Origin of the sequence: Noviherbaspirillum sp. (assembly GCF_036846085.1) — a bacterium.
GTDB lineage: Bacteria > Pseudomonadota > Gammaproteobacteria > Burkholderiales > Burkholderiaceae_D > Noviherbaspirillum.
This window is the reverse complement of record NZ_DAIUCO010000088.1, coordinates 1-18286: the sequence shown is the minus strand read 5'-3', so window position 1 is coordinate 18286 and position 18286 is coordinate 1. Positions and strand designations below refer to the sequence as shown.

Genomic DNA, 18286 nt, shown 5'->3' with positions numbered 1-18286 from the left:
GTACTGCTCCATTGGGAATCGGATAGTGCCAGAGCCGCGATGTAAAGTTAGGTAAAGGCTCTCGCATCCAGGAAAGCACTGTCTAGACTGCAAAGTTCGCTCTAAAGTGGATCTTTCATTGGCAGCCGGCATTCTTCTATCGCTTGGTCGATTGTTGTCGGCAAATCGCCTTGGCAAGTAACGTCCGCCCTGGCCGAGTCGCCTTCGCTGCCGATCGGTAGTGTGTATGTCAATGATCAGTTTTCGCTGTGGCCGGGGATTGCGGGATTCCATATTTGCACAGCGGTCATTGCCGTATCAATGCGCAATGACGTGCAAAGAATTCAGTCTCGCGTGCCGACTTCAACCCATCATCGATAAACGCGCGCCAAGAGAACTGCCATGAAAAAATTGCATTCTTTACTTCTGCCTATCTTCTGTTTAAGCATTGTCCTGGATTGGGCATTCGCCCAAACAGTTGAAGCACCTTTCCCTTCAGCGCCGCCCGATCCAAACAATGTGTTCTCACGCATGTTTCCGGATCTGCCACCCTTTTCCGAACAAACGGATTCGGCGCGGCGCGCCATGCAATTGCTGGGAGCGCGGGATGGCATACTGAATGCGCAGGACAATATGTCGGACCCAGTGCAATCGATTCTCAATCCGACTGTTTTCAGTCCCCGGAATGCGGACAATCCGCAGATGCCGGCCGGAATGACGTTCCTTGGCCAATTTCTGGATCACGACGTGACCCTGGACAAGAATTCCCTTTTGAATGAAAACGCATTGCCGGAACAAACGCAGAATTTCCGTACTGCGGCATTCGACCTCGATTCGCTTTATGGTGATGGACCGGCGGACTCGCCGCACCTCTACGAGACCAGTACGGGCCGTATCAGATTCGTCGTACAAGCCATTCCCGACTCGGATGCGGTTTCCAGGCGGGGAGCGGTCCGCGATGATGTGCCGCGCAACGGAGCCGGCACAGCCATCATCGGCGACAGCCGCAATGACCAGAACATCATACTTTCACAACTTCACCTCGCATTGCTCTCGTTTCACAATGCAGTCACCGATCACCTGGCACGGCAGCCCGAATATCGGCAGGCTTCGCCGGACAGGATTTTCAACGATGCGCGCCGGCTGGTCACCTGGCATTACCAATGGATCATCCTTCACGAATTTCTGCCAGTGCTGATAGGCCAGCGCCAACTTGACAGAATCCTGTCGCAGGGGACGCAATTCTTCCGTCCGGAACAGCGCCCGGACGGACGGGGGATGACACGCATTCCGGTTGAATTCGCCGTCGCCGCGTACCGCTTCGGCCACTCCCAGGTACGTCCCAGTTATCGGCTTAATTTCGGACCAACCAGCGGCTCGCCCTTTTTTGCCTTCGTGTTTGACGACACGATCAATCCGAACGCCACCGATCCGGATGATCTGAGGGGTGGAAAACGGGCGCCGAGAAGATTTGTCGACTGGCAGACGTTCTTCGATTTCGGGGATGGAAATGTCCGGCCGAACAAACGCATTGATACGAAATTATCGTCCGTACTAATGCATTTGCCTGGAGCAAGATTGCCCTCTCCCGGCCTTCCCTTCGACGGATTGCAATCACTCCCAGCTCGCACGCTCACGCGACATGTAAATTTTGGCCTGCCGTCCGGGCAAGCAATCGCACGTCGAATGAATCTCCGGGTCCTTACGCCTGCGGAGCTTGGCGATCTTTCGCACTTAGCAGCGGATAGCAGCCATACGCTGGATACTTCCACGCCTCTTTTCTTTTACATTTTGAGAGAGGCGGAGGTGATGGAAGGCGGCTTGCGCCTCGGCCCGGTAGGGTCCGGGATTGTGGGGGAAGTATTTGTCGGTTTGCTCAAAGCCGACAACGCTTCAATTTTGAATGCGGCGCCGGACTGGACGCCGACGCTACCATCGGCGCGCGCCGGGCAATTCACAATGACCGATCTCCTGAGATTCGCCGGTGTGGTCCCACCGCTATAAAGCTGGTTCTGCTGCAGAAGAATTAGGCTTGCACACCATGTGGCTGAATCTTAGCGCTTCAAGCACACAAGGAGAAAAGCCACCAATGATGCTAAGGCGTGTCATCAATTGAATGACTGAAGAGAATGAATTGCGTCCGCTATCGCCCCAAACCAGCCTGATGTTTCTCTCAAAAACGGATACTGCAAAGACGAAGACCATTCCCTGGGCATTGCGACGGCAGCGGTTATCATGATCACAGCTTTTTAAATCCGAGGCAGATGTGAAACCATGGAGCAAACTCCAGCGCGAGGTCAGCAAACTTTTTGCCGAGGGGCTGCGTCTGCAGATCCAGTGCCGGGCGTACCGCATGGCATCGGCCAGTGGCAGCACCGACCTGCCCCGCTACTGGTGCACGCTGGGCAAGGACGTGATCTGGGATTACCCGCGTGATTTCAGCGAAAACGCCACGTACTATCCCTACGACACTGACGTATCGTCGATATCGAGTTTATTGCGTGAGTACATTGACACGCCAACCGACCAGTTGCTTAGCTTCGCTTTCGCCGACCGTTGGCAGATCGTGGACATCCTGCTCGCTGCGGACAGGCGTATCGGGAGGCGCCGCCTTCCCGAACTCAAGGCACGACTCACCCACCCTGGTGCCATAGCAATTGCGGCAACGCGCTGGGGCCGGGAGTGGGATGACGCAGTGCCCGCACTTGGGCCGGCGAGCCCGCCGGTTGTGGAGGCTGCACCGGGGTTGGCCGAAGCGCCGATTTCGACCGACAGCAGCCTTCTTCGCGGACTGACCTCGTAGCGCATCGCATGGTGCCGATCAGCCTGCGCCGCTGGCCTGTTTCGGCCACGGCGCAGGCGCTGTACCGATGACTGCTCTTTTGCAAGGCAACGGCTCCAGACAGATCACTTCAGGAGCAGTATGCGGCGAAAGGGGACGCCGGCGGCTTGCGGTATCATCCCGTTCCTGAAAACGAAAGCCGCGCATGCTCATCATCACCATCAAACAGGGTAAGGAAAAAGGACTTCTTTCCGGCGACCCGTGGATTTATGTCTCCGCCGTCGAAAAGGTCGACGGCAAGCCGCAGGAGCGCAACAAACCGGGCGCCACGGCAATCGTGCAATCGTCGGCTCGCCAGTTCCTGGCCCGCGCGGCCTATAACGCGAAATCGCAAATCGCCGCCCGCGTCTGGACGTTGCGCGAGGACGAACCGGTGGACCACGCGATGATAAAGCGACGCGTGCAAGCTGGCGTGCTTCTTCGCGCCGATGCGCTGCGCCGCGCTGATCCGCAAGCGCTGTTCCAGCTGATCGATGGCGAAAAGGACGGCCTGCCTGGCCTCCTGGTGCACAGCTATGGCGGCATCGCGGGCTACCTGGTTTGCCAGTTCAATGCCGGCGGCGTCGACCTGTGGAAGGTGCCTGTGGTGCAGGCGCTCCTGCATGCCACGGGCTGCCGGAACGTGTACGAACGCTGCGACCCACTGTTGCGCAGTGCTGAAGGACTGCCCGTTACGCCGCGCGCACTGGCAGGCGACGAACCGCCGCAGCGGCTGACGGTGCGCGAGGGCAACCGGCTGGTACCGATGGATATTCGCACCGGCTTTACCTACCCGCGCTGAGAGGCGCGCCGAAGGGGAAGTTCCTGGACGACCGCTTCAAGGCAGGCCGGATTGGCATGCCAAAGATCTACCCAGTATTCGGATGACGCTGTTAACCGGTTGCTGTCCTTCCTTACTGGGCGCCTCCAACTTACCTGGGCAGCGGTATCCCTTCCGCGCGTGCAAGGCGCTCCAGGGCGATTTCGAGGATGGCGCGTGCGCGGCCGGCGGCGTGCTGCAACTCCTGGTGCAGTTTCGCATCGGCCTCGTTGCGGGATGCGCACTGGGCGCTGTAACGCTCGAAGCTCCCGACCATCAACAGGAGATCGGCCAGATGGCGGGGGCATTCGCAGGCCAGCTGGTTGCCGGCGGCCGTGATCGTGGAGAGGATCTCTTCGTCGAAGCGCACCTCGGGCACGTCCACCCGCTCCGGCGGCGGCAGTCTTTCCCCCGCAAGTGCTGAACGACATAGCAGCACCAGTTCGCCCGGTTCGGCCGGAACGCGCGCGACCAGGCAGTTCTGCGCCCGCAGCGCGCGGATCGTGGCGCTCGCGCAGAATCGGTAGAGGACAACAACGGCTGCGGCCGCGCACGCCTCGCGCGCCGACGCAATCATCGGCAGCGCATCGTCATCGAGTTCGGATAACTCGACCAGCAGAAGCTCGACGTCCGCATCCTTGCGCAACGATGCGGCATGCTCCAGCCGTGAGCAACTGCACTGAACCGCAAGCTCTGCGCCCTCTCGCCCGGCGGCCGCAATCCGCCTGACGAGGCCATCGCCGATGACTGCCACCCGCAGGGGCCCTGCCACCTGCGCGTCGCCGGCACGCGGCTTGGTCAATTCCTGCAATTGTTCAATCGGCAGCCTTGCCAGTACGCCGATCGCATGACCTTGGTCCACCAGCTGTTTGAGCAGGCCGAGCCGCCGCACCTGCTCGGCTGAATACAGGCGCTGCCCGCTCGTCGAACGCTCGGTATCGGACAGGTCGTAGCGACGCTCCCAGACGCGCAATGTTTCCGCGGAGAGGCCGGCAAGCCGCGCCGCCACGCCACTGCGGTAGGCGACACGATTATCCTCGGCGGCCGGTTGGGACTGCTCGATTGCTGGGGGTTTCTTCATGGATTGAACCGTTTTTGAACCGTTAATATACTAATTATACCGGTTCAAATCATGGACGCTAAGCCATTTTAGGCATAAATTAAGCACATACCCGGTTCACACTTTCCGGGTCCCCTTAGTCACTCTCAGGCCCGCCGCAGTGTGCGGCGGTTCATCTTACGTATGACAGGAGTCTGCAATGAAAAAGTTTATTTTGGCAACATCGCTCGTCGTTACATTCGGCGCCGCCCAGGCTGCCGACATCGTTGATACCGCCAAGTCGGCAGGTTCATTCAACACCCTTATCGCCGCAGTACAGGCTGCGGGATTGGTGGACACCCTGAAAGGACCGGGGCCGTTCACTGTCTTCGCCCCGACCGACGAAGCATTTGCCAGCATTCCAAAGGAAAAACTTGACGCGCTGCTGAAGGACAAAGCGGCGCTGACCAAGGTCCTGACGTACCACGTCGTGCCGGGCAAAGTCATGGCTTCGGACGTGAAGGCAGGCGCTGTCAAAACTGTCGAAGGCAGCCCGCTGACGGTCAGCATGAAAGGAGGGAAAGTTGGCGTGAACAATGCCAACGTCGTGAAGACGGATGTCCTCGCGGACAACGGCGTCATCCACGTCATCGACAAGGTTGTCATGCCCAATTAAACGTCAGGCATTCGTAGCGGGTCCGCTCCCGGACGGGCCCGCTTCATTCGCACTGGCGCGGTTGGCCACATTATTTGCATGAATGTCGAATAGTTGAAAATGGCAGCTTGCCCGCTCGGGCACCTCTGCCGCTTTCAACCCGAGACAGGCAGCCAGACAAGCAGAAGCTGACCTGTACCGCCTTACGCCGGATTGACATCAACCAAAGCAAGCACAGCGGCAAGCTTCGCCATATCGACCGGCTTGACCATATGGTGATCGAACCCGGAGGCGAAAGACTTCTGGCGATCATGCTCCTGTCCATACCCGGTCACCGCGATAAGAACGGCTTTGGCCGTTTCAGGATGCGCCCGAAGTCGTTGCGCCAGCTCATTCCCGTCCATTTCCGGAATACCGATATCAAGAAGGTAGACGTCCGGCTTTTCGATTCTCGCCGTTTGGAGTGCGCGCAATGATTGGTGCTCTATCAACACATTGTGCCCTGACGTCGTCAAATACATCGATAGCATCTGCGCGGCATCGACGTTGTCATCGACGACCAGAATCTTCAATGGCGCGTTTGCAGCGACGACATCGCGCCCCTGACTGCGCCGCTCTATCTTCTGATCCGGTTCCATCAGCCTTGGCAGACATACCTTGAACTGACTGCCGAGGCCGGCCCCTCCACTTGCGCAGGAGACTGTTCCGCCATGGAGCTCGACCAGGCTTTTGACCAGTGCGAGTCCCAACCCGAGTCCACCCGAAGAGCGATCCGATGTCCTCTCTGCTTGCGCAAACAGATCGAATACGCGCCCCAGGAGATCAGGTGCCATGCCGATTCCATCATCCTCGACACTGAGGATGATGGAATCCACTTCCACCCGCGTCTTCAATAGAATGTTGCCGCCATCATGGGTATATTTGGCTGCATTGGTCAGGATATTGGCCAGGACCTGGACCAGCCGCTTGTTATCTCCCATGACCATTGCCGTCTCCGGAGGCACATGCAGCATCAGGTGGTGGCGGCGGAACTGCATCAACGGGTTTACCTGCTCCACCCCATCGGCGACGATACGATGAATGTCTACCGGCATCTTTTCCAGATCGATTAACCCGCGGGTAACCCGTGACACGTCCAACAGGTCGTCCACCAGACTCGTCATATGCCTGACCTGGCGGGTAATAATTTCACTCGTGCGCCTGACCGTTGCCTCATCCACCCTGGCGGTGCTCAGCATCCTGGCTGCCGTACTAATGGGGGCCAGCGGATTCCGCAGCTCATGGGCAAGCATCGCAAGAAATTCGTCCTTCCGGGCGTCTGCATCCCTTAGCTTTTCCTCGGCGATCTTCTGGTCATGAATATCGGTGCAGGTGCCCATCCAACGGCCGATGATTCCAGCGTCATCACGGATCGGCAACGCTCTGCCGAGCGTCCAACGGTATTCTCCGGAATGATGCCGCAGCCGGTATTGGATCTCGTACGATTCACCCGTTGCCAGGCAGCGTTGCCATACTTCCCATGCCCTTGGCTGATCTTCAGGGTGAAACATCTCATTCCACCCGTCCCCGGTGGTGGAGCCGTCTGGCTCCCCAATGAAGTCGTACCATTGCTGATTGAAAAAATCATGACGCCCGTCCGGCAATGTGGACCACACCATCTGCGGCATGGCATTGGCAATGGCACGAAATTTCGCTTCGCTTTCGCGCAATGCGGCCTCCGCTTTGACGAGTTCCGTGATATCCATCTGGGCAACGACCGAACCGACAACCCTGCTGATCGCATCCCGCACCGGCGTCCTATGAAACAGGATCGTGCGCCGCACACCAGGCGACCCGAAGGGTTCGATTTCAATGATGTCGCGCGGTGATTCCTCGCCAGCCAGCGCACGCACCTGAGCCCACTCATGCGGCTTGACTGGTTGTCCATGCTTGTCCGAGCCATCCGCCCACCATCCCTTCCACTGTCGTTGCGCATCCATGTCTCCGGTCAGGGGATGGTCACCCCAGATGCGACCGTTCTCCGGATTGGTCAAAATGAACTTGCCACTGTGATCTGCCAGCGTGATGCCAACAGGCGCAGCATGTAGCACTGCATCGAGACGCTGTCGTTCAATTTCCGCTCGTTCCAGCGTCATATCCGCAAACCGGGCGACGGACTCGGCAAGCACCTGATCAATGGCTTCATTGAAGCGGGTCACGTCGTCAGGGTCGGTCAGCAGTCCAGCCCGCGCATTGGCAGCCCAAAGCTTCAATACGCTGGCACGCAGCGCACGATACTCCGACACCAGCTGGGAAATCGTATAACCGGATTCCAGCCGTCCACTGGCGTGTGTCTCGGCGTAGGTTTCCTGGGTGTTTGCAGGTCCCCGCTCCATCGATTTTTCCGACTGCTGGAACGGTGTCTGGGGCGTTTCAAGGTCGTTGATGATGATGTCCAGCATGAACGACGCATGGTCACGCAGCGCTTCTGCATCCATGGTGAGCGCTGGTGGTTCGATGGTACGGGCAAAATTTTCCCATTGACTAAGGATGGATTCTTTATTTTGGGAGATGAACGAAGAAAGGCGTATTGCGATATCAGTACAAATGTGGGGTCAAGGAAGTGCCGGATGGCTTATGACCCGCTACAAATGGTATGCACTGATTACTGCTGACAAACAGTTTTGAAGAACGCCAGTTCATCTTACGCACAATAGCAAAACAACGTATGTTTAATTTGCCTATATTTCGCGAAACGTGAAGCCAGCCATTTTTCGGGAACCCTGGATGGCATGCCGGCAACAACCTTTCTCGCGCATTGGGCAGGCGCCTTGAATGCCTCGTGCAATTGCTGCGCCGACAAAAACTTCCGCAGGAAAAGCGTCCATACGATTCCTCCATTTGCGAATCCGGCGCCTATCCAGTTCCGCCGTTTACCGGTTTCAGTCACGCACGCCTACGTGACGATCAAACGCCTCAAAGGCCGCTTCCTGCTAATTCAGAAATGATTTTGTTAGGAGTTCGTGAGCGGCTGCGTACGCTGTCTCTCCGATGAAGGGTTTCGAGGTCATGCCGTGATCAATGCCTAATTTCAACAGAGGCGTATTTCCTGTCATTCAGCGCCGTGTAGTCATTCTTCAAGACTAAAGCCCTGCGGCATGTTCCTTATCAATCGGCGGGAGAAACTTCGGAAGTTCTTTCTATTGCGGTCAATATGCACGCCACCAATTGCCTAATTCTCAAGAACGATTTGTTCCATGCATGATCTATTGGAGAGTGGATACCCTATCCCTTGAGAATTCCATTGGTTCCCCTCGCAACCGCGCGGTGATTTATACGGCTATACATCCGTCCTATCTCACGCACTTGCTCCGCTGAATCCGCTAGCCCAAGGCAATAGCACAAGTGATTCGGGATACTTTCCGAAGTGGAGCCGTCATGTCAGTTCAATCAGATCCATCGCAATCCGGAAATCGGCTTTTAGGCAGACTTTCGCCGCAGGAGTATGAGCCGCTGAGCGCGCATATCGAAGTTGTAGAGGTCTCTATTCGAGAAGCTGCATTCAAGCGCAATAGAGAGTTTCGTCACGTCTACTTCCCGATATCCTGCGTCATGTCCGTCATTACGCCATTGAGAAACGACATCTCCGTCGAAGTTGCTTCGATTGGCAACGAGGGCTTCACTGGCTGCGACCTTTTGATTGGCGGCAGCGTCGCAGTCGAGAACTGCATTTGCCAGGTCCCCGGAAAAAGTGCGCGGATGCGAGTGGCAGTGTTCCAGCAAGCGATTGACGGCGACACGCCCCTTCGCAGGATCTCGAATCAGTACATGAGAACATACATAAGCCAGATTGCGCGGACTGCCGCCTGCAATCGCATGCATTCGACGGAAGAGCGTTTTGCCCGCTGGACGCTGATGATGCGCGATCGCGCGGGCAGTGATCACTTTTCGCTCAACACCGAGTTCCTGACTTACATGCTGGGAGAGTCCCGATCAAAGGTGAACCTGGTTGCGAACACCTTTGTGCATGCCGGCCTGCTTCGCTATGCCGACGGGTACATCACCCTTCTAAAGGGGGACAGGATCGAAGAAATCAGCTGCGACTGCTATCGCGCGATGGCATTCTCCCGCGATCATTTGCCTGAACCGACACCCAGGGCTTGATCGCTCCGACGCCTGGACTGAAACTCGATCCGCCGCCGTGTTAGCGGTCAGTTCTTGCTGGCGATCAGTTCGGCGCGTGCCGCACGGTTAAGGAAGGAGGCGGTTCACGCCTCCTTTGGAAGATCAGATTACGGACGCGCACGTGCCTGGTTGCGCATGCTCTTTACCTGGTCGTGGTTCAGCTGAACACCACTGTATTGGTCTTCCACGATCAGACGAACGTCTTCAGGCAGTTCCTTCTTGAGAGCGGCTTCATAGTAATGCTTGGCGACGTCTTCGCCCCGTTCGCATTCATCCAGCACGTCCTGCTCGCTCTTCCCGGTGATCGCAGCGCGAACGTCTACCCAGCGGCGATGCAATGTGCCGCTTAGATGCGATGACGTTGCAGGGTCGCCGCCATAGGCGATGACCAGGTCTTGCAACTCTTCCGCAGCGCGGGTGCAACGCTCGGCCCGATCGTTGAAGTAGGCTTTCAATTCCGGGTTTTTTATATCCTCGGCGCAGGTGCGAAATCCTTCCACCCCGTCTTTGCAGGTTTGGATCAAGTCGTTCAGGGTTGAGATTACGTCATTCTTTTCCATATATTCACCTCTTGCGGTTAGGTAACGGTTTGGCATGTGGAGGAAATAACATGCTGAATGAAAGACGGCAGAAACCGTGCCAAGTTCTTATTGGCGGAATGAATTGATGGGTAAATCTGCAACAAGCGGCATATCTCGCCGCGCCGGGAGTCGATTTCGGCTTTCTCAATGGAATCTAACGAACGGCTCTGGCACCGGCGGTGGAAGGAAAGTACGATCGACTCCTGTGGGCAATCTCCCCTTTTCGAAGCCAGCCGCTGATGGTATTTGATTTAAGCCAGGCTTCAACGCGGCGTCGGCCTGCATGAATGGTCAGCTCTCTGACCCACGGTAGAAGGCCATGGTCCAGTTGGTTTCCCAGGTTGAACCTTCATCGGTCGAAAATGCCTGCTCCCATCGCAGTTCGTCGGCACTCACCTGCGACCAAATGAAGCGGACTGTCACAGGAACACCCGCAACGAGATCTCTTGCGAGGAAGACGCCGACACGGTCCTTGAAACTTCCGACAACCGGAACGTCAATGCGATCGGGAAAACGACCATCCAACCACCAGATAGACCATGTTCCCTTGGTTATATCGTATGAGCGAAGTGCGACGGCACGGAACTCGCCTTCCGGGAAATAAAGGACGTTGTCCTCGACATTGCCATATCCACCCAAAATCTTTCGGGTAGACATTTTGCCGTCGAACTCGATCCACTCATTGCAATTTGCCAGCCGTTCCTTGAGCCTGCGATGCTTCACCCGCCAATCTCCAATGACAAAGTCAAAGTCGGTGGGAGCGGAGGGGAGTGTTTCGAGAGCCATGCGTTTTCCTTGAGAGCCAACTTGTTATACATCGCAAAATCCAGACTAGTTTAGCAATGCCCCGTTCCACTTTGGACAATGGGTCTTCGGCCCCCCCCTGCCGCCGGCGCTCTCGACCCAAAGCGATCATGCGAGAAGAGTCCGTGGTAACCAACCTGGAGGTTGGTGTATGCGACAGAGGAGAGGATATGTGAGCCGGTTTCGGCGCCCTTACTTCCGATTTCCGTAAAAATACCATCGACCTTTGCAAGGTCCCCCACTTTAAGAGCATTTACGCCTTCATATAGATGAAATTGCAAAATTATCATCGGAGGGAGGCCCGGCGAATGCCTTCCTCCGGCAAAAAGGGCAGAAACCGAACTTTTTCGCCCTGCAACTTGCTGTTGAAGAATCGGATTGACGCATGTATAACTACGGAGGGCAAAAACTGGGTTGTACGGCAACAGCTCAACTACGGGTCCGACAACAGAGGCGACATAAGCCAAGAAAAATAATCAGCCAGTTATAAAAAATACAAGAAACCACTGGGACAGAGAGACGAGGGGTAACGAGGCATGGTACCTGCAGGAACGGTTTCCGCTGCTTGGGTAAAAGGAATCGTCGAACTATTTCAGGCACTTGAATTGAACACGCCTGCTTTATTCCGAAAAGCGGGATTGAATATCGAAGACCTGAACAATAGTGATGCGCGATTTCTGCCGGAAAAAGTCAGCACGCTATGGGATCTGGCGGTGGAGTCGTCGGGAAATCCGGACATCGGACTGGCCAGGCCGGATCTTGCGCATCCTGTCAGCTTCGATTCGATTGCCTACGTGATGATGTCCTGTCCCCACTTGCTTGCGGGGCTCGAGCGATTCCTGCGATACCTTCGAATCGTCAGTGATGCCGCCAATATCGAGTTGCACAAGGAACAGGGAGGATATCGCCTGACGCTGACCCTGGAAGGCAACGGGCGCCCCGTACCGAGGGCGCGAATTGAGTTTGTCCTGATAACGATCCTCAATCTTTGCCGCTGGCTGACCGCTCGTAACATTCAACCGTCCGCAGTGGATTTTCCGTATCCTTCACCGGCCAATACCAAGGCCTATGAGGATGCCTTTCGCTGCCCCTTGCGCTTCAACGCGGGCACCCATCAGATCCATTTTGCAGCCGCGGACCTCAACGCACCACTTCCCATGGCAAACGCCGAGTTGGCCGCCATGGTCGACCGCATGGCGGGGGAGCATCTGCAACGCCTTGCGACGACTGGCATCAGCCACAAAGTCCGTGAACTGATTATTCGCCGGCTTCCGGGCGGCGATCCATTGCGGGCGGATCTCGCGAAGAAAATGTGCCTGAGCGAACGGACCCTTCAGCGCCGCTTGCACGAGGAAGGTACGTCATTCAATGAACTCGTGGACGACACTCGCTGCAAGCTTGCCGAACAATATCTGCGGAAAAGTGATCTCACGTTGGCACAAGTCGCTTACCTGCTCGGATTCGCAGATCAAAGTACTTTCTACCGTGCCTGCAAGCGGTGGTTCAATACGACGCCCGGCGAATATCGCAGCCGTATGACGCATGAATAAATTTTTCCCATACGGATAAATGATGGCTTTGCCAGACGATCAGGTTTTTCCGGAAGAGATGGAAAAGTATCGGCGCATTTTTCATGCAATGCCGGACTACGCCACCTTTTCAAATATGGAAACGGGTAAGTTCATCGATGTGAATCTCGGGTTTGAAAATATGATCGGCTACCGGCGGGAAGAAGTGATCGGTAGAACATCCGCAAGCATCCAGCTGTGGGTAAGCGAGAAGGATCGGGATGCCGCAGTCGAAGCGCTGCAACACCAGGACAAGATATCCATCACGACCTACTTTCGCAAGAAGAATGGAGAACATATTCTTGTCGAGGCGTCGCTCGCAACATTCAAGATGCAGGATGAATTGTTGCTGGTCGCCGTGGTGCGAGACATCACGGCACGTCATCAAGCGGAACAGGAATTGCTGCAATACCGGAATCAGCTTGAGCGGCTTGTCACCCAAAGAACCGCCGAACTTGAAAGTGCAATGGAGCGGCTTCGTGAACTGACGGTACATGACGAGATGACAGGAGTTGGCAACCGGCGCGATTTGAAAAACAAGCTGGAAATGGAGCAGCAGCTTTTCAACCGCACCCGCCTGCCCTTCAGCATCGCGGTCCTCGACCTGGATGGATTCAAGTCGGTGAACGATCGATTCGGTCATACGATCGGTGATGAGGTCATCAAGGCATTTGCCAGGATTGCCAAATCAGAAATTCGTGTCGTCGATTACCTGGCCCGGTATGGCGGAGACGAGTTTGTCATCGTGATGAACAATGTGACCGCTTCGGCCGCAACAGGTCTGCTGCAGCGCATCCGAAATGCCGTCGAACATCACGCCTGGGACACACTTGCTGCCGGCATCAGGCTCACTACGTCGATCGGCGTGGCGACATACCAGGACGGCGAAGAAGTCGAGAACACCTTCAGCCGCGCTGATGCTGCGTTATACAAGGCCAAGCTGAACGGGAAAAATTGCATCGTTGCCCCGGATCCTTGACTGATCCTGGGCTCCGCATTGGGCATCAAGGATTCAATATCCCAAAGCCGCCGAACCGGTTTGCCTGGCTGGATCATCGATAGCTCCACGATGAGCGATTGGGCAGGACTGAATGCATCTGAATGATCGTCGTGGTCGCTGCGTCATTCAGATGCAATGACAGGGTAGGCAAAGGCCCGCAAAAACGGGCCTTTGTTCAAACTGGACAGACAGTGACGATACCTTATCGGAAAAGTCGTCCGCAGAAATTTGCATGGGAGTCTGATAGATAGAGCAAACCTGACTCCCTTCTCTTATTCAACAGAGATCTGCTTTTGGGTAAGGTTTGCGTCAAACAGCAGCTTCTGCGGCCAGGCAGGCCAGGTCGTGCCCAATGCCGGATCGTTCGGATTGCCGATTCTTGCGAATGTACCGATACTCCGCATCATGGCATTCGACAGGTCCAGTCTGCCGGCGCGGTTGGCGGTCGTGTTCATGATATTTGCCATCAGCGACGGTCCGAAATTGCCGAACACAAAAGGAAGGTCGAACAAGTGCGCGGCTCCGTAAATCTGGTTCCAGGGCGCCGGCTGTTCGTCCCAGTTGAACTGGTAATACCAGACTTCCGGTTGCTTCGCCTTCAAGGCATTCAGGATCACGTCGCGGTTGGACAGGAAGAATGCGTTGTTGAGCTGCTGCGCACGTGCGGTAAAGCCGGTCACCGGCGCATCGACCGGCAGGTAGGAAGCCGAAATCCACTGCTCGATGGTTGTCTGCGCAGGAGCATCCGGGTTGTAGCTGAAATGATTTGCAAACAATGCTGCGTCGGTCACCACGCGGGCATTGCCGGTTCCGCCCACCAGGGGCAGGAAAGACGGAAACAGCTTGCCTTCGTCACGCGTATTGCCGGCCAGTACCGGACCCTTGACGTAATTCCCGGCATTGATTGCCGCAATCGCGTCGGTGGTCACGACCGCGCCTTCCGGTATCGGACCTGATCCGCTCAGCCCCAGCGCGGCGACCCGGGTAAGCAGTGTCGTGAACAGCGCGCTCGGGCTCTTCGAGCGCAAATAGTCGGCAATCTGTGCATTGGTTTGCGTGGCCACATAAGCCTGTGCCGACGCGGTGTCCGTCGCCCTGCCATCAGCAATCAGCAGATTGTGCAACATCGCAGTGCCTTGTGAGACTGCGGTGGAGACCGGATTCATCAGCGGAATGCTTCCCGCCGGCAGATTGGAGGCGAGACCCAGGCCGCCGCTCATCGGCACGATCTTGTTGAACAGCTTCGGATTCGCATTCACCATCATCGGCGAAGTCTGCAACGCGTACACGTTGATCGCACCGGCCGATTCACCCATGATGGTCACATTGGATGCATTGCCGCCAAAGGAAGCGATATTCCGGTTAATGAACTGAAGCGCCTTGATGCTGTCGAGGATCGCGTAGTTGCCGGAATCAGTGGCCGCATCGGTGCCGGTCCTCAGTGCAGCCGCATTGAAGAAGCCGAAAATGCCAAGCCGGAAATTGGGTGTGACCACCACCGCATTTGCGGTGCGTGCAAGATTGGCGCCGTCATACATCGGATCGGCCGTATAGCCCGACACATTGCTGCCGCCATGGAAAAAGACAATGACCGGAAGGTTGGTTTCGGTCGTCGACGGGCGCCAGATATTGAGATACAGGCAGTCTTCGCTGCCGACAGCCTGGTTCAGCGTGGTGCCGATCGTTTCGTCATAGCGATTGTTCGCTCCCGGACCGTAAATACGGCCGTATTGCGCGCAGGCATTCCCGAATTCCTTTGTCGCGCGGGTTGCCGTCCATGAGTCCGGATCGACCGGCGCCCTCCAGCGCAACGCGCCGACAGGCGCCTTGGCAAACGGCACGCCTTTCCAGGCATAAGTGCCTGACGTTCCGGCGTTGTCGACACCTTCAATCTGGCCGTATGACGTTGACTTCACCACCGGCGAAGTCACTATTGGTGCAACTGGATTGTCGCTTCCGCCGCATGCACTGAGCAGGGAAATTGCAATGCCTGCCGTTGCAAAAAGGCGTGCTGACGGATGAAACAGCTTCTTCAAACGTACTTCTCTCATGACACTCGTCTCCATTGTGGGTTTTTACTATTCATTTTTCCCTGCCACGGGCTGTACAGACTGATGGGTTGATGCCAGCGGTCCAACCGCTGACTACGTGAAATACCCATCCCTGTTGACGCACCCGGATTTACTGCCCCGACTCTTCTTCAATACAACGTCATTTATAGAATCCGCAGGCGATTACCGCATCGTCCGCGACCTCAAAATACGACGCTTTTACCAGCATCTTCTTTGTCACTGGATGGTTCCATTTATAGTCCACCCACCCTGTGCCATTGGCCTTTGCCCTGGCAACGATATCCTTGATAAAGAACTTTCCTTCGACATCCTTGAAGGTTTTTCCGTCAACGCCGACCAACCGGGGGTTGGAGCCGTGCGCCAGGACAATACAGTCGCCCGAATAAACACTCAGGTAAAGATCACGGTCGATGAACCGCCCTTTGCTTAATATGTTGACGTCTGCGATCAACGCCTGCTTCCCGTTGATCCGTGCAAATTCAACGCCCCGTCTTACCATCTCGACGGCCTCTTCGGCATTTCCGTATTCACGTACACCCAGATTGAAGCTTGAAACAGCCTCGGTCAGGGTTACCGCCTGCTCGTTCAATTGTGCGAGACCTTTGGACACATCATTCACCAGGGCGGAATTTTGCTGGGTAGAGGTATCGATCCGCATCACCGCGCGATTTATCTCTTCGATACCGGCACGCTGCTCCCGGCTTGCCGCCGTAATGTCCCCCATCAGGTCGGCAAGATGCTGGACGGACTCCACGATTTCGCTCATGGCAGTACCGGCCTGACCGACCAGTTCGCCACCGGCGTCCGTTTTCGCGACAGAATCCGAAATGAGCCCCTTGATTTCCCTTGCGGCGGTGGCCGATCGTTGCGCAAGCGTGCGCACCTCCGACGCGACGACTGCAAAGCCACGTCCCTGTTCACCCGCCCGTGCCGCCTCGACTGCCGCGTTCAATGCCAGGATATTCGTCTGAAATGCGATGCCATCAATCACGCTGATAATCTCAGCGACCTTGCGCGAACTGTCCTGAATACCGCGCATGGTGGAAACAACGTTGCCGACGATTTTTCCGCCTTTGAGGGCGGAGCCGGCGGCGGCAGTTGCCAGCGTATTCGCCTGTTCCGCGTTGTCTGCGTTCTGGGACACAGCGGATGTAAGTTCTTCGAGTGAGGAAGCAGTTTTCTCCAGTGACGCCGATTGGTCCTGTGTACGGGATGCGAGGGCTGCATTGTCGCTCGTGATCATCCCGGCCGCCGTTGCTATTGTCGTTGTCCCGGATCGAACCTGGCTTACTATGCTGAACATGCTCTCGCTGATGCTGTGAAGCCCGCGCATCAATTCGTCCAATTCACCGCTCCCGTCGATCCTTACCGGATCAGCGAGGTTTCCATCCGCTACACCCCTGGCAACTGCTACCGCTTCATGTACTGCATCCTTTAACATCCTCTTTGCCATCCACATGATCACGGCAAAGACCGCATGGGTTGCCAAGGTCAAGCCAAAAACAAGGCGCAAGAGGGCGACATCACCCAGGTTATTGAAAAGCGCAAATGCGACTAGCGATTCAATAACCAGAAAGGCACAAAAAACTGCACCGCCGCCGGCAAGCATGAGCGTGCCGACTTTGATTCGGGCGAAACGCATCGCTTTCTCCACTAGTTTCCGTTCGTGCTTTCCAGCCATCTTCCCTGCTTGTTCAACCAGGTGTCTGCCATGCTCGGCCAGTCATTTTCAGGAGCCCTCCGACTTTTCGCGAGGAAGGAAAAAGTGCTATGTTCGCCTCGTTCAATCCTGATTCAGCACGGCCAGCACCTGGAGGCCTGTACGGCAGTTCGTGAAACGACAGGCTTATCTGAATCCGCATGCACCAATAAACTATAAGCACTGCTCGTGCGGACGTCGCTTGCACAGGAGGCCAAACTACTGGCGTGGCGAGACAAAATGCATGCATGTTCCAGCAAATCGACTTGTTCAAGGAGAGGAGTTGATACGGGTAACGCAACGGCCGCAGGCGCATATTCTGGCCAATAGCGGGCTGTCGTCTGTCTGTGGAGGTTTATGCATTGCAAAATGTTTGTCGATCCAACTGCCCAGAAGCGCAATTGCCTGCAACATTCATCTGCAGCATCCATGCAATAAAACTATTTTTGCCGTGTACTGTCATATGTAGATTGCGGCTGGCGCGCAACTGACAGGCATGTCATCGAATACCAGAACCCTATGGATGATTACCACCAAGCACGCAAAGCAATCGAGGCAATCAAGGAAAACATCAGGAAGGATAGGGTTTGGTTACTCCGGCGCTGGACTGGATGGCGACCAAACGAGCATTTCCCAGGAGTCCGTGAAGCCATTTACGAAACTGTGCCGACTTATAGGCTGATGACCCATGAGGAAATGCTCAACGCGCAAGGCGAGATATCGAAAAAATATCCGGGACAATTGTTTGAAGGCTACCGGGTAATTCCGGAAGGCAGGGTAAAACCTGAATAAGCCGGCGCCCGCCACCTCTTTTTCAACTATTGCCCCAGGCTGCGATAAGCGCTGATCCGGGCAACTTCACCTTCTTCGCAATATCCCTTCCTCAAGGTAGGCTACTGGCCGACGGCTACATTTCCCTGCTTGCCGTTATCGACCCCAAGCGACAATGCCTTGAAATTTGATATGAACCACTACCTGCGGAAAGCTTCTGCAGAAATTGGTTGTGCGACAGCGCTGCCCATAACTGGCACCGATAGACTAACCGCATTACTTCTTGCCACGCGAAGCCCTGCGCAGTGCGTGC

The 18286-nt window shown here is 55.9% G+C and carries 15 protein-coding genes; 9 read left to right on the top strand and 6 right to left on the bottom strand.

Translation table 11 applies throughout. The features are described 5' to 3' along the window. The first annotated feature begins 381 nt into the window (after positions 1 to 381). From V7080_RS12145 to V7080_RS12135, 3 genes are all read left to right on the top strand, one after another. The gene (locus V7080_RS12145) at positions 382 to 1983 is read left to right on the top strand and encodes a peroxidase family protein (protein WP_334188659.1); all 1602 of its coding nucleotides are present in this window, start codon (positions 382 to 384) and stop codon (positions 1981 to 1983) included. Positions 1984 to 2245: 262 nt separating this feature from the next. Next, entirely contained in the window at positions 2246 to 2782 is a 537-nt protein-coding gene (locus V7080_RS12140; protein WP_334188658.1) for a hypothetical protein, read from the top strand. Positions 2783 to 2966: 184 nt separating this feature from the next. Further along, positions 2967 to 3602, top strand: coding sequence for an SAM-dependent methyltransferase (locus V7080_RS12135; RefSeq protein ID WP_334188657.1), 636 nt, complete (start codon positions 2967 to 2969; stop codon positions 3600 to 3602). A gap of 130 nt (positions 3603 to 3732) precedes the next feature. On the opposite strand, the gene V7080_RS12130 is transcribed toward V7080_RS12135, so the two are convergent. Then, positions 3733 to 4701: a MerR family transcriptional regulator gene (locus tag V7080_RS12130; RefSeq protein WP_334188656.1), complete on the bottom strand. Its 969-nt coding sequence runs from the start codon at positions 4699 to 4701 to the stop codon at positions 3733 to 3735. 178 nt (positions 4702 to 4879) lie between these two features. Here V7080_RS12130 and V7080_RS12125 point away from each other — a divergent pair, with 178 nt between their 5' ends. Then, on the top strand, positions 4880 to 5335 hold the full coding sequence (locus V7080_RS12125) for a fasciclin domain-containing protein (protein WP_334188655.1): 456 nt from the start codon (positions 4880 to 4882) through the stop codon (positions 5333 to 5335). 182 nt (positions 5336 to 5517) lie between these two features. On the opposite strand, the gene V7080_RS12120 is transcribed toward V7080_RS12125, so the two are convergent. Then, the gene (locus V7080_RS12120; RefSeq protein WP_442947220.1) at positions 5518 to 7866 is read right to left on the bottom strand and encodes a hybrid sensor histidine kinase/response regulator; all 2349 of its coding nucleotides are present in this window, start codon (positions 7864 to 7866) and stop codon (positions 5518 to 5520) included. Between the two features lie 219 nt (positions 7867 to 8085). Here V7080_RS12120 and V7080_RS12115 point away from each other — a divergent pair, with 219 nt between their 5' ends. Beyond that, positions 8086 to 8301, top strand: coding sequence for a hypothetical protein (locus tag V7080_RS12115; RefSeq protein WP_334188653.1), 216 nt, complete (start codon positions 8086 to 8088; stop codon positions 8299 to 8301). 430 nt (positions 8302 to 8731) lie between these two features. Beyond that, positions 8732 to 9457 (top strand): Crp/Fnr family transcriptional regulator, encoded by a 726-nt coding sequence (locus tag V7080_RS12110; RefSeq protein WP_334188652.1) that lies wholly within the window; start codon positions 8732 to 8734, stop codon positions 9455 to 9457. A gap of 128 nt (positions 9458 to 9585) precedes the next feature. On the opposite strand, the gene V7080_RS12105 is transcribed toward V7080_RS12110, so the two are convergent. Next, complete coding sequence (locus V7080_RS12105; RefSeq protein ID WP_334188651.1) at positions 9586 to 10038, bottom strand: ferritin-like domain-containing protein; 453 nt, start codon at positions 10036 to 10038, stop codon at positions 9586 to 9588. Between the two features lie 312 nt (positions 10039 to 10350). Beyond that, a complete protein-coding gene (locus V7080_RS12100; protein ID WP_334188650.1) occupies positions 10351 to 10845 on the bottom strand; it encodes a DUF1579 domain-containing protein in 495 nt (164 codons plus the stop codon). Positions 10846 to 11399: 554 nt separating this feature from the next. Between V7080_RS12100 and V7080_RS12095 the strand changes: the two genes are divergently transcribed. Continuing rightward, the gene (locus tag V7080_RS12095) at positions 11400 to 12413 is read left to right on the top strand and encodes an AraC family transcriptional regulator (protein ID WP_334188649.1); all 1014 of its coding nucleotides are present in this window, start codon (positions 11400 to 11402) and stop codon (positions 12411 to 12413) included. Between the two features lie 22 nt (positions 12414 to 12435). Further along, positions 12436 to 13410 (top strand): sensor domain-containing diguanylate cyclase, encoded by a 975-nt coding sequence (locus V7080_RS12090; RefSeq protein ID WP_334188648.1) that lies wholly within the window; start codon positions 12436 to 12438, stop codon positions 13408 to 13410. A gap of 293 nt (positions 13411 to 13703) precedes the next feature. On the opposite strand, the gene V7080_RS12085 is transcribed toward V7080_RS12090, so the two are convergent. Together V7080_RS12085 and V7080_RS12080 are read right to left on the bottom strand one after the other, a co-directional pair. Then, a complete protein-coding gene (locus tag V7080_RS12085; protein ID WP_334188647.1) occupies positions 13704 to 15482 on the bottom strand; it encodes a carboxylesterase/lipase family protein in 1779 nt (592 codons plus the stop codon). A gap of 160 nt (positions 15483 to 15642) precedes the next feature. Next, positions 15643 to 17145 (bottom strand): methyl-accepting chemotaxis protein, encoded by a 1503-nt coding sequence (locus tag V7080_RS12080; protein ID WP_334188646.1) that lies wholly within the window; start codon positions 17143 to 17145, stop codon positions 15643 to 15645. Positions 17146 to 17721: 576 nt separating this feature from the next. Between V7080_RS12080 and V7080_RS12075 the strand changes: the two genes are divergently transcribed. Beyond that, positions 17722 to 17994 (top strand): hypothetical protein, encoded by a 273-nt coding sequence (locus V7080_RS12075; RefSeq protein WP_334188645.1) that lies wholly within the window; start codon positions 17722 to 17724, stop codon positions 17992 to 17994. Positions 17995 to 18286: the final 292 nt, after the last annotated feature.

Bases quoted from the DNA above. Each gene is read 5' to 3' on its own strand.
- V7080_RS12075 (WP_334188645.1), top strand. From the start codon at position 17,722: ATGGATGATTACCACCAAGCACGCAAAGCAATCGAGGCAATCAAGGAA.
- V7080_RS12135 (WP_334188657.1), top strand. From the start codon at position 2,967: ATGCTCATCATCACCATCAAACAGGGTAAGGAAAAAGGACTTCTTTCC.
- V7080_RS12090 (WP_334188648.1), top strand. From the start codon at position 12,436: ATGGCTTTGCCAGACGATCAGGTTTTTCCGGAAGAGATGGAAAAGTAT.
- V7080_RS12145 (WP_334188659.1), top strand. From the start codon at position 382: ATGAAAAAATTGCATTCTTTACTTCTGCCTATCTTCTGTTTAAGCATT.
- V7080_RS12085 (WP_334188647.1), bottom strand. From the start codon at position 15,482: ATGAGAGAAGTACGTTTGAAGAAGCTGTTTCATCCGTCAGCACGCCTT.
- V7080_RS12100 (WP_334188650.1), bottom strand. From the start codon at position 10,845: ATGGCTCTCGAAACACTCCCCTCCGCTCCCACCGACTTTGACTTTGTC.
- V7080_RS12125 (WP_334188655.1), top strand. From the start codon at position 4,880: ATGAAAAAGTTTATTTTGGCAACATCGCTCGTCGTTACATTCGGCGCC.
- V7080_RS12115 (WP_334188653.1), top strand. From the start codon at position 8,086: ATGCCGGCAACAACCTTTCTCGCGCATTGGGCAGGCGCCTTGAATGCC.
- V7080_RS12095 (WP_334188649.1), top strand. From the start codon at position 11,400: ATGGTACCTGCAGGAACGGTTTCCGCTGCTTGGGTAAAAGGAATCGTC.
- V7080_RS12080 (WP_334188646.1), bottom strand. From the start codon at position 17,145: ATGCGTTTCGCCCGAATCAAAGTCGGCACGCTCATGCTTGCCGGCGGC.
- V7080_RS12105 (WP_334188651.1), bottom strand. From the start codon at position 10,038: ATGGAAAAGAATGACGTAATCTCAACCCTGAACGACTTGATCCAAACC.
- V7080_RS12130 (WP_334188656.1), bottom strand. From the start codon at position 4,701: ATGAAGAAACCCCCAGCAATCGAGCAGTCCCAACCGGCCGCCGAGGAT.
- V7080_RS12110 (WP_334188652.1), top strand. From the start codon at position 8,732: ATGTCAGTTCAATCAGATCCATCGCAATCCGGAAATCGGCTTTTAGGC.